Source organism: Thermoproteota archaeon, assembly GCA_030130125.1.
In the GTDB taxonomy this organism is placed as follows: Archaea; Korarchaeota; Korarchaeia; order Korarchaeales; family Korarchaeaceae; genus Korarchaeum.
The window spans coordinates 1-11,327 of the sequence record JARZZM010000063.1; the positions used below are offsets into that span (position 1 = coordinate 1).

The 11,327-nt window shown below is 55.2% G+C and carries 11 protein-coding genes; 9 read left to right on the forward strand and 2 right to left on the reverse strand.

What is annotated here, in order from left to right; all coding sequences use genetic code 11:
- Window positions 1-144: 144 nt before the first annotated feature.
- Complete coding sequence (locus QI197_08230) at window positions 145-1,785, reverse strand: right-handed parallel beta-helix repeat-containing protein (protein ID MDK2373346.1); 1,641 nt, start codon at window positions 1,783-1,785, stop codon at window positions 145-147.
- Between the two features lie 481 nt (window positions 1,786-2,266).
- Here QI197_08230 and QI197_08235 point away from each other — a divergent pair, with 481 nt between their 5' ends.
- From QI197_08235 to QI197_08275, 9 genes are all read left to right on the forward strand, one after another.
- Window positions 2,267-2,416 (forward strand): hypothetical protein, encoded by a 150-nt coding sequence (locus tag QI197_08235; GenBank protein ID MDK2373347.1) that lies wholly within the window; start codon window positions 2,267-2,269, stop codon window positions 2,414-2,416.
- Between the two features lie 87 nt (window positions 2,417-2,503).
- Window positions 2,504-2,953 carry a hypothetical protein gene (locus tag QI197_08240; GenBank protein ID MDK2373348.1) on the forward strand — a complete coding sequence of 150 codons (450 nt, stop codon included), beginning with the start codon at window positions 2,504-2,506 and terminating at the stop codon, window positions 2,951-2,953.
- Window positions 2,950-4,803 carry a hypothetical protein gene (locus QI197_08245; GenBank protein MDK2373349.1) on the forward strand — a complete coding sequence of 618 codons (1,854 nt, stop codon included), beginning with the start codon at window positions 2,950-2,952 and terminating at the stop codon, window positions 4,801-4,803. Before QI197_08240 ends, QI197_08245 begins: the two co-directional genes overlap by 4 nt.
- A gap of 182 nt (window positions 4,804-4,985) precedes the next feature.
- The gene (locus QI197_08250) at window positions 4,986-6,842 is read left to right on the forward strand and encodes an aldehyde ferredoxin oxidoreductase family protein (GenBank protein ID MDK2373350.1); all 1,857 of its coding nucleotides are present in this window, start codon (window positions 4,986-4,988) and stop codon (window positions 6,840-6,842) included.
- Between the two features lie 228 nt (window positions 6,843-7,070).
- Window positions 7,071-7,307 carry an AbrB/MazE/SpoVT family DNA-binding domain-containing protein gene (locus QI197_08255; GenBank protein MDK2373351.1) on the forward strand — a complete coding sequence of 79 codons (237 nt, stop codon included), beginning with the start codon at window positions 7,071-7,073 and terminating at the stop codon, window positions 7,305-7,307.
- Window positions 7,294-7,698 carry a type II toxin-antitoxin system VapC family toxin gene (locus tag QI197_08260; GenBank protein MDK2373352.1) on the forward strand — a complete coding sequence of 135 codons (405 nt, stop codon included), beginning with the start codon at window positions 7,294-7,296 and terminating at the stop codon, window positions 7,696-7,698. The genes QI197_08255 and QI197_08260 overlap by 14 nt, the downstream gene beginning before the upstream one ends.
- Before the next feature lie 125 nt (window positions 7,699-7,823).
- Window positions 7,824-8,327, forward strand: coding sequence for a hypothetical protein (locus QI197_08265; GenBank protein MDK2373353.1), 504 nt, complete (start codon window positions 7,824-7,826; stop codon window positions 8,325-8,327).
- Between the two features lie 4 nt (window positions 8,328-8,331).
- Window positions 8,332-9,441: a radical SAM protein gene (locus tag QI197_08270; GenBank protein MDK2373354.1), complete on the forward strand. Its 1,110-nt coding sequence runs from the start codon at window positions 8,332-8,334 to the stop codon at window positions 9,439-9,441.
- Window positions 9,423-10,595, forward strand: coding sequence for a TIGR04053 family radical SAM/SPASM domain-containing protein (locus tag QI197_08275; protein ID MDK2373355.1), 1,173 nt, complete (start codon window positions 9,423-9,425; stop codon window positions 10,593-10,595). The genes QI197_08270 and QI197_08275 overlap by 19 nt, the downstream gene beginning before the upstream one ends.
- Window positions 10,596-10,755: 160 nt before the next feature.
- Here the strand turns inward: QI197_08275 and QI197_08280 are convergent, their stop codons facing one another.
- On the reverse strand, window positions 10,756-11,052 hold the full coding sequence (locus tag QI197_08280) for a hypothetical protein (GenBank protein ID MDK2373356.1): 297 nt from the start codon (window positions 11,050-11,052) through the stop codon (window positions 10,756-10,758).
- Window positions 11,053-11,327: the final 275 nt, after the last annotated feature.

Consider the following 11,327-nt stretch of genomic DNA (forward strand, 5'->3'; position numbering starts at 1 on the left):
ACTTAGGAAGTTTCATCAGGTGCTTCGTTGACCTTTCGATCCTGTAAGTCACAATCTACATCTACCGAGCCTACTAGTGAATCAAGGGGCAACCGTTGAGCAAATGTTTTGAAGAACCAGCTGCTGTTACCGGTATTCTCACTCTCAACGCATACTCTGAGACGACTCCCGATCCACTCGCTTAAAGGTTCCCAAGGCTAAGGCAACCACCATGATTACCAGGAGGACAGCTATGAGACTCAGCAAGTACTCGATCAACCTCTCATCCCTCTCGACCTCCTTGACGACCGTTACCGTCCCTCCAGATACTCTAGTCTCGGTCAATTCTGGTGGTGATGTTTTAGTGTTGGAGAGAGTGGCGGCTTCCTCCTGAGGATGTCCCTCGTTCAACCTTCTAGAGCAAGATCCGAACTCATACGCGCCTATGTCGAACCCACCTCCCTGGGGTCTAGGACACCCATCCAAATCCGTCTTCAAGGACGCACGAACTCCATTATTTATGGCTGGACTGCCTTTCCTCAGATGGTAGTCTCCATTCCCGCCGAATCCAGTCCTCACGAACATGGGATCTCCGTAAAAGTTATTACCCAGCTTGGGCACATCCTCGGGGCCGTACTGCTCCTCCCCAACCGTCAGGACGAATCCACTCCTAGGGAAGTAGAAGAGGCACCCATCGAACTTGAATTTAACCCCCTTCCTCACGAATATTGGCGAGCTGGGTCCTCTCCCGCTGAATATGGTGTTCTTCACGGTAAGCTCTATGGGCACGTCGTAATCGTACTGGACATGCATTATGTAGTTCCCGCCGATCTCGTCGTCCATCGTCACCCCGATGATCTCAAACTTCCCCGGCCTTTGAGAAGCCACGACGATGGGCGACCAAGGAGTCACTTGGGTGCTCCCATCCCCCCTCCCATAGATCAGGGTGTTCTCCAGCCTGCTACCCGGTCCCCAGAGCTTCACCCCGTCGGCGAAGTTGTTAGCCACTACGCACTCGTGTATGTAGGTGTTATCCGCCTTGGAGTCGAGACCATCTCCCCTGTTATGCTCCACAATGGTTCTGGCTATCTCAATGGGGCCGAGGGAGGGCTCAATGCCGAAGCCGTCGGGCCTATCGTATGGAGAGGACCCCGGTCCCCCCTGATAGTAGTGACCCGCGTAGGCAAGGTAACAATCTTGGATGAGGACGTTCCTCCATCCACCATGCTCTCCTTTTGGTCCCCCTATGGATCCAAAGCCGCAGTAGGTGATCGAGCAGTTGATTACTTTCAGGTCCTCCACATCCGCCATGTCTATGCCCATCTCATCAATGTGATGGATGTACAGGTCCTTCAGCACGACATGGCTCACTGGCCCTCCGAGGGCCTCGATTCCATCCCTGAACTGGGCACCATCATCGCTGGTGATCTCCAAGTTCTCTATCCTGATGTAGCTCCTTCTCGATATATCTATAGCGGTCAACAGATTGTCCTTACCGGCCAGCACGGGTCTCCTGCTTCCCTCACCCCGAATAATGGTCCAAGCGTCCTCTCTTCCCGATGGTGGCATGATTATATCGGTATCGTACTCGCTCAGGACGTACTTCCCCTCTAATATTATAAGCGTGTCTCCTGGCTTCATCCTCCTAGTAGCTAGTCCAAGACTCTTCCAGGGACTGTCTCTCGTCCCCGGATTGTTATCATCTCCCCAAGGGGCCACATAGTAGGTGTCAGGTGAAGGTGCCGCCAGTGCTAGTGGGACGAGGGATACCATCAGGAACAGAGCGATTAGCAGTAAATCCCTCAACCCCTCACCGAAGTAAAATAAACCAATTATTTAATTAAACTTGCTTGCGATGTCGCTGGATAATAATGGCGTTATGTCCCCTGAAAAATACTTCTCACCAATTAGATGTCGGGTCAATCCGTCGCGTGGTACACTGATTAAGGGATAGGTGAGCTGCGCGGTACTGCTCATCATTGCCTTGGTATTAGTGCTCTCCCGCTGGTGGATCTGTACACTGATGGGAGAAGGCCAAGTGCTTGGAATTACGTGGAATTAAGAATCCCTACAACGAGAGAAAGCTAATAGACGATGGACTGATCGAACGCCGCGGCCCTTCCTCTACGCGGGTGAACTGGGTCCCTGGGGGAGATATGGCATCACGTTCTTCAGAGAGGGGAGGGAGTACACGGCCATGAGGTAAGGTGGAAGAGTTTACAGGGCCACCTACGGCCACGAGGACTAAGCCGTCGTGCTGGTGGACTGCTCGGCGGGGGATGTAAGGTTGCCGGGATCACTAGGATGGGACGAGGGTGGGCCCATATGGGCTGTAAACCATGTGGGGAGCCTGGGATACGAGGGCATCTTCCTGATGAGGTGGTCGGACACCAACGGTCTAGTGGAGGGTTTTGAGCTGACTGTCGTCACATCATAATCCTTTTTCTTACCTAGCTAAGTCTCCTCCCACCCCTAGGTGGTCACTGGTCGGAGTGTTTATCTTTTAGACCCAGAAGTGAGCGAGATGTCCGAGTTGGGGTCGAGGTCCGAGAAGGTAGCGGACATTATGAGGGCGCTGGACTCCCTCACCCCCCGAGAAGCGAGGGAGCTGGCGGAGGAGCTGAGGAAATCTGAGACTAGGGGAATAAGAAGCCTGAGGATACTGATCTGCAATCCTTGGATGGTGAACAGGATCTACTTCCTTCTGCTCCAAGTGGCTTGGGTGGTCGTGGCTGCTATGTCCCTCATAGCTGGCATATACCTGCTCACGCCGGCTTACGCCGTGTCAGGTAACACGTCCCGGATGATGCGCTCGTTCTTGGAGGCTGTGGCCCAGAATCCCGATCTGTTAGGAGTTGCTGATCCAGTCATGAAGCTGCTCGGCTTCGCTATGCTTGTGGTCTCTGTCGTCGCCTTCTATCAGGCCCACATCCTGAGACAGGCATATGAGGAGCACTGGGGCGGCGGGAGATGAGGCTAAGAGGAGTGATGGACTACCTGATGGTGGTCGTCGGGGTTCTAGCAGCTCTGGCCGCGCTGGTGCTGCTGGTAGCCTTTGGTCTCCTCTCCTTCGAGGAGAGCCCGGGGCTACTGAGTCTCTTCATGGCCTTCCCCTTGCTGGTGGACATATTCGTTCTGTCACCGGGGATCCCCCTACTCTACTTGGTGCTGCTCATCGTGCCGTTGCTGCTCACCCTCGCCCTAGCTCTCAGGATACTTATCAACTTCGGGGGCGAGGGGGGGACAGGTGCGAGGGCCCATCCGGGAACCAAGTATGGCTTGGGTCAGCTCATAATATTTGGAATAGGGGCCACGCTGGGCCCATCCGTCTTCGTGGTACTGCCCGAGGCCGTCAAGAGGTATGGTTTCAGCTCGATCTGGGGAGTGGTGCTAGCATCCACATCGGCCCTCCTCCTCGCGCTCCTCTATGCAAGGATGGACAGGCTTACCCACGATATGGGTGGCTCAGCCGTGGGCGGGCCGGCCTTCGTCAGGAGAGCCTACGGACCCAAGCACCCCTCCTACTTGGCATCTAGGTTCAGCATGTGGGTGGCCAACACATCCCTGGCGGCCTTCAACATGCTAGTCCTGATGGACGTCGTCGCCTCATACATGGTACCGGACGCATTGGCCCTCATCGGCAGGGAGGACATGGCGCCTGGCCTGAACACCCCCCTCAGGATCCTCATATTCGTCCTCACCCTTGTCGCCCTCAAGTACGCTAACGATGAGGCGTCGCTCGTCAAGCTTCAGTACGTAGTGGGTCCCTTCTTCGTCTTACTTTTCGTAGTGCACATAGGAACCCTCCTAGCGTCACCTGCGAGCGGTAGTCCTTCTCCCGGCCCCCTCCTCTCGCTTGATGCCCTGCCAGCGATGGCCTTCGTGTACATGGTCGTCTTCGGCTTTCAAGAGATACAGAGTCTGGCCGAGGGGATCCCGGGAACAGGGGATGAGAGGGAGAGGTTGCTGAGGAACGCTCTCGCCATCAGCGTGGTGCTGCCCGCGGCCCTCTTCATCGTGTACTCGCTCGCTATATACCTGCTTGGAGAGGTTCCCGAGACGCCCATACCGGCCGTGGACCTGACCACCGGCTGGGCTAGAGCCCTGACCGAGGGGGCGCTGCTCCTAGGCATAGCGACCACGTTCATCCCTGCCTTGGTCACCGCATCAAATCACCTCAGGGAGATGCTGATCGACATCTTCGACGTCAGGAGGGAGGTGGCTGAATCACAGGTGGGCAGGTACTTGGTGGCCTTCTTCGTACTCATCCTCCTATCCGCGGATGCCACCTACCTCGTGGAGCTCACTGACTTCGGTGTGCTGATCTCCATGATCGCCATAGCTTGGAGCGTGACGAGGCTGGAGAAGATGGCGGGCATGGAGGAGAAGGTAGTTCTTCCTCTGATCTCGGTACTCCTGACGGGTGTGGCTGCCTTTGTACTGGCCGTCGTGTCCCCGGATGTGGCCTTCGGGGGAGTGCTCTTCATCCTAGCCGCTACCATCTCTCTAGGTGTGGTGGCCTACGAGCTTGAGGTTGTGGAGCTCCTAACGCTCGTCACCTCCCTCATAGCACTAATCTCCTCACCGGCGGTCATAGAGGCGATGAAGGGCCTCTCAGCGATGGGAGCACTGCCGCCTACGATAGTGGCTTTCCTCCCATTCGCCCAGATAGCTCTAGATATATTGGCCATCTCTACCTTCATGCTGACGGCCTACTTGCTGGTCAAGAATAGGAGAACCGTCCTCATCATAATGAAGCCCGCGTTCGAATTTTTTGACCTCCTGAAGGAGAGGTTCAAGGCGTGGAGGGATTCCTCCGGTTGAGGGTCCCTCATTCCCTTCACCCGCCAGATTCCCGCTGGAACGTCGTTATCTTATTAGAAGATAATGTAAATGTTCTAACGTTATCACTAAAAGGAAATCGTGTGAACTATTTACTATAAAACATTATATTAGATTTCTCCTTCATTCTCAATAGGTGATGTTTTCTGCCCAAAGGCGGGTATATGGGTAGGTACGCCCGGGTCGATCTGACCTCGGGCAGGGTCACCGTCGGGAACACCTTCGACCTGATACCCGAGGAGGTAATGAGGCAGTGGATTGGAGGCAGGGGCCTAGGAGTCTACCTGATGCTGAAGGAAGTTGATCCCAAGGTAGACCCCTTGAGCCCTGAGAACAAGGCTTTCGTCCTCACTGGACCTGTGACTGGCGTTGCTGCTGGATTGGAGGCCGGCAGGTGGGTGAGCGTGACCAAGTCGCCCCTGACCAACACGGTACACGACTCCCAGTCCGGAGGACACTTCGGGCCCTACATGAAGTTCGCTGGCTTCGATCTGGTCATACTGGAGGGAGCATCTGATGAGCCCGTGTACCTAGTGCTGGAGGAGGGGAAAGCTGAACTGAGGGATGCCAAGGACCTCTGGGGCAAGGACACTCACGAGACCACCAGGATACTGGAGAAGAGGCATGGAAAGAACGCGAAGGTGGCCTGCATAGGGCCCGCCGGTGAGAGACTCTCCCTGCTGGCGGCGATAATAAACGACATGGGGAGAGCCGCTGGGAGGGGCGCTCACGGCGCCGTCTGGGGCTCCAAGAAGCTGAAGGCCATAGTGGCTGTGGGGAGCATGAAGGTACCAATAGGGGACGAGCAGAAGTTCCAAGAGGTGCTGAGGGACGCAGTGGACAAGAAGAAGCAGAGCGGCGTCACCAACGAGGCACTTCCGAATTACGGGACCGCTGTCCTCGTGAACATAATTAACCAAGCAGGCATATTCCCGACTAGGAACTTTCAAGAGGCTGTGTTCGAGGAGGCGGAGAACCTTAGCGGTGAGAGGATCGCTGCGGAGATCCTGCTGAAGAAGCAGCCGTGCTGGGGATGCATAATAGCGTGCGGCAGGTTCTCCAAGACGAGGAAGCCTTGGGCCGGGATCGGTGATGGACCGGAGTATGAGACGGTGTGGGCCCTCGGTGCCAACACGGGAACTGGCGATCTCGATGCCGTCACCAAGGCGAACTTCCTGTGCAACGAGTTAGGGATGGACACCATAGAGACCGGAAATGCAATAGCGGTTGCGATGGAGCTCTACGAGAAGGGGGCCATACCGGAGGAGGAGAAGAATAGGCTGGACGGTGTGGAGCTTAACTTCGGGAACCCACAGGCAGTGGTGGAGATGACATGGCGCGCCGCCTACAGGAGCGGTTTCGGAGATGACATCTCACTCGGGGGCTACAGGCTGGCTAAGAAGTATGGAAAGCCCGAGTTCTCCATGCACGTGAGAGGTCAGTCCCTGCCCGCTTACGATCCGAGAGGGGTGCAGGGCCACGCCCTCGGCTACGCGACCAGTAACAGGGGAGGGTGCCATCTCAGGGCCTACATGATTTCCCCCGAGATATTGGGAGTTCCCAGGAAGCTTGATCCATACACCACGGAGGGCAAGGCCGAGCTCTTGAAGGAGTTCCAGGATGTGTTCGCGGCGTTGGACAGCATGGTGGTGTGCAAGTTCGTCACCTTTGCCTACTGGGATCAGGAGCTCGCTGCCCAGGTGAGCGCCGTGACCGGATGGGACATGACTCCCGAGGAGTTTAGGACCGTGGGAGAGCGCATCTACAACGCCGAGAGGGCATTCAACGCAATGGCATTCGGGGACGGGGAGGAGTACGATACTCTGCCTGACAGGTTGACCAAGGTCCCCATACCTGGCGGCCCCTCCAAGGGACACGTAGCCAGGCTGGGCGAGATGCTCCCTGAGTATTACCAAGTGAGGGGCTGGGTCAAGGGCAGGCCCATCAGGGAGACCCTAGAGAGGCTCGGCCTGAAGGAAGTGGCCGACAGGATGGAGCAGATGGGAGTTCTGCCCTCCTGAATCTCCCTTCACCTTTCTGCTTTTTCATCTACCCGGATTTAGGGACTAAAATTCATCTCGTGGCTTCTACCGCCGGCATGAAGCCTCTTCCCATTTTATGTATGCAACAGGTATGCCAAACACACCTCTACAGTATTGGAGGTGCTCCTAACGTGGGGAGCCACGCAAGATTTAACTATGATGTAGGAATTATTCATACCGATTAGTATGATTACAATTAGGAAGAGAGTGGGACCCCGGGGACAGATAGTCATACCGAAGCTGCTCAGGGATGCCCTCGGTATAGGCCCCGGCGATGACGTGCTGATCGAGGTGAGGGGAGGAGAGATTGTAATAAGACCAGGGAAGGATCCTGAGAAATTTTTGGAGGAATTCTGCGGGATAGTCCGAAACAAGCTGAAGGAGAGGGTGGACTTGGAGCGCATGATCGAGGAGGAGGTGGAGGAGAGGTTTGCTCTACGTTGATTCAAACGTCTTCATTTACCCCCTCATATACGATACTGAGGTTGAGGAGGCGAGGAGGTCGAGGCAATTCCTGAAGAGGATAGCCTCGGGGGAGGTGATGGCCTACACTTCCACATTGAGCTGGGACGAACTGGTCTGGGTGGTCCGGAAGGTGGATGGTGTGGAATCATCCGTCAGGGCTGGTAGACTCTTCCTGAACTTTCCTCACCTTAGGTTCTTAACTGTGACCAAGAATACCCTGTTAAGGGCTCAGGAGATAATGGAGAAGTATGGAATGAAACCCAGAGATTCTATACACGCTGCATCCGCTTTTGAGAATGGTATAACGACCTTGGTAAGCTACGATACGGATTTCGATAAGGTGGGTGGGCTGGAGAGGCTGGAACCCTAGCCCAAGAGTCCTCCAAGGTGTGGGGTCTACATACCTCTTTTGCCGAGCACGTAACTATTATATAAAAGCAATTGCTGATCCCGCCAAGTGGGAGCATGGGAGTCCCTCACAGCCGTAGCATTAGCGTGAAGGTTAGTTTAATAGCCATGTTCTCCGTTCTGGCCTTCTTGGCAGCCCTTTTCGTCAAGCTGACCGTCAGTTACGGGGCCATAGTTTACGCTATCGTGCTCCTGATCGGCGTTCTAGTAATCAGGGAACCCTACTCGGCTACTGCGATATCTTTCGTCGCGGGACTGCTCTACAGCTTCCAATCGATCCTCTTCCTCCTGATCTTGGGAGCTTTCCTCATCAGAGGCCTGGTGATAGATGTGGCCTTCTGGCTCTCGGGAGTTTACAGGGAAGCAGAGGAGGGCAGATACAGGGTCTTGCCGATAGCCCTCACCATGGTGATCTCCAGCTTCCTCGCGGGCATCTACCAGTACCTCTTCATAACCCTCTTCCTAGGGAAGCTGGTAGACTTCGGCGCCTTCATAGTCTCCACCATCTTCTTGGTGGCCTTGGTGTCCAACTTGCTGGCCGGGATCCTCGTCCCCAAGTACGTCATGCCACGGATCGAGATGCGCTGGTGATGCTATGACCCATCTCAGGTCCCTGTTTACAGGTAACGATTCCCTCTCGGCGGCCGAGAGGGCAGCCATGGCCTCCTTAAGGAGGGGTGGGATCAGCTCGGTTATATGGGTCGTCACCGAGCGGTGCAACCTCAGATGCATTCACTGCTACGAGGGGGGCAGGGTCACGCCAGAGCTCTCCACTGGAGAGGTCCTCAGGGTAGCTGAGAGGTTGGAGGAGGCTGGTCGACCCCTCACCTTCATCTCCGGAGGGGAGCCCCTCCTCCGGGACGACATAATGATCTTGTTGAGGAAGCTGAAGGAATTGGGAATCAGGGTCATCCTGAGCACCAACGGGACCCTTGTTGACGAGGAGGTGGCAAGAGAACTGGCTGATTCGGGAGTGGATAACGTGGCCATCCCGCTCTACGGATCCGAAGGTGTGCACGATGCTTTCACGAGGGTGCCCGGTTCCCACGAGAGGGTGATCAGAGCCCTCGGGCTGCTGAGGGACTACGGCCTGAGCCTGACCATAAAGACCGTGGTAGCGAGGAGGGTGCTTCCCCACATCAAGTACCTCTTCGACATGGCTGTGGAGTACGGAGCTAAGGCCGTTTACCTCTGCGACTTCATACCGGTAGGCAGGGGTGCCTTGCTGAGGGAGGAAGTTCCCTCCAAGGAGGAGTGGAGATCACTGCTCGACTGGTTCATAGATGAGATGCTCTTGGGCGGTGCCTACGGGGGAGTGGAGATAGATATAGGGCTCCACCCATCCACCGCCATCTACGTTATGGAGAGACTCAGGGAAAGGGGTTACGATACCTCCCGAGCCGAGGAAAGGATGAAGGCTAGGAGGCTCTCCGTTGAAGGTAGGGGCTTCGTCTCAATCTCGCCCACCGGCGATGTGTACCTGAGCAACTACCTAACGGATTTCAGGCTGGGGAATGCCCTTCGAGATGACCTCAGGGGACTTCTGAACCATCCACTGTATGGAGCCGCTGGCGACTCCTCGCAGCTGAAGGGTAGGTGCGGCTTCTGCCCCTACAGGGACATGTGCGGGGGATCGAGGGTGAAAGCATACATCTACACAGGAGACCTCCTAGGAGAGGATCCCACATGCCTCATCCAAGGCTGAACCTGGAGGATAGACCTATCCTCATTTTCTGGGAGATGACCAAGGCCTGTCTCCTGAAGTGCAGGCACTGTCGTGCAGAAGCCATTCCAGATCCCCTGCCAGGTGAACTCTCCGCGGAGGAGGGTAAGAGGCTGATCGATCAGATCAGGGGATTCGGTGAGCCCTATCCAGTGCTGATCCTCACCGGCGGAGATCCCCTCATGAGGGAAGACTTGGAGGAGATAGTGAGGTACGCAACTGGCTCTGGTCTGAGGGTGGGCATAGCCCCGGCGGTGACCGAGAAGCTCCTGAGCTCGCTGGACATGCTCTCCAAGTACGGCGTTCGCTTCATCTCTATAAGCTTGGATGGCATGAGGGAGACTCACGACTACATAAGAGGGGTTCGGGGCCACTTCGAGGCCACACTGGAGGTTCTCAGGATACTAGCTGATGGCAGAGATAGGTGGGTACCTCAGGTGAACACCCTCGTTTCCAAGGAGAGCGTGATGGACCTCCCGGAAATAGCCCACCTCCTCACAGAGTTAGGCATAAAGATCTGGGAACTCTTCTTCCTAATCAAGGTAGGGAGGGGGATGGAGCTAACGGACCTATCCCCTCGAGAGTATGAGGATGTGGTTCACTTCCTCTTCGAGGTCTCCAAGTACGGAATGGAGGTGAGGACCGTCGAAGCCCCCTTCCTCAGGAGGGTCTACCTCACTAGGAGAGGGGAGGGGATGGAGGGTATAAGTGGCGATGGCGATTACGTGGACGAGATCGCCATGAGGTACGGGTTAGGAGACCTCTACAGGAGGCTAACGGGGAGACTCATAGACCTGATGGGGCTCCCAATGGGGAAGCCCTCAATGAGGTCGGCTCAAACTAGGGACGGATACGGTATCCTATTCGTCGCATACAATGGGGATGTGTACCCCAGCGGTTTCGCGCCTTACAGGCTGGGTAACGTGAGGTCTGAGGACATCGTGAGGATATACAGGGAGAATGATATCCTGAGAAGGATTAAGAGGGCCGAATTCAGGGGGAGATGCGGGAGCTGCGAGTACAGACACATATGCGGCGGCAGCAGAGCTAGGGCCCTTGCATTGACTGGAGACATACTGGGCGAGGATCCTGCGTGCATTTACAGGCCGAACTCGATGGGGTCTGGCGGAAGTTGATCCCCGAGGATTTTGGATCAATAAAGTTAATGAGAGCCCTTGCAAGCAGTCAATCAACTCTAACAAAACTACTTTTCTAATGGACGAACGGGCAGCCCCATCCTCGACCCAAAATCCATCAGAGACCTGTTGTTGGTGAGAAGAGGGACCTTGAATCTCCTCAAGTGGCCGCAACGATCGCATCCGCAACCCCGGGCCAGTAACCCCCTCTTTCCTCAATAAACAAATCCCTGTGATCTAGGATAAGTGAATAGGCTTCCACAATGTCCTCTAAGGTGAGTGGGATTATCTTAACCTTCTTTATCCCTAGGAAGTTGCAAGCAAGTCTGAGCGTTTTATAAGCCTCCGCTAACTCTCCAATTAAGGACAGACCCGCCTCTAGATCTTTACCTGACTCGCTCTCTAACCTGTAGGCCGGATAAAAAAGTTCGTGGAGAGAGATCGCATGGATCACCACCCCCTTCACCTCTAACGGAGCTCATGACCATCTCATGATACTTGGAATTGGTGAATACTAGGCCCCAAAGTGCAACTGTATCTAGAAGTATCATCCTTCAATCGAGTTACACTTTTAATTTAAAGTTTATACCATAGACTAGGTGGTACATTGAAATCGGTGATAATCAAGGTGTACGACAGGAAAGGCAGGACCGTCCTGAGGAGGGAGGTCTTAGAGCACTTAGGGGTCGATGAAGGTGGTTTGATAGAGGTGATACTTGAGGATGACGAGAC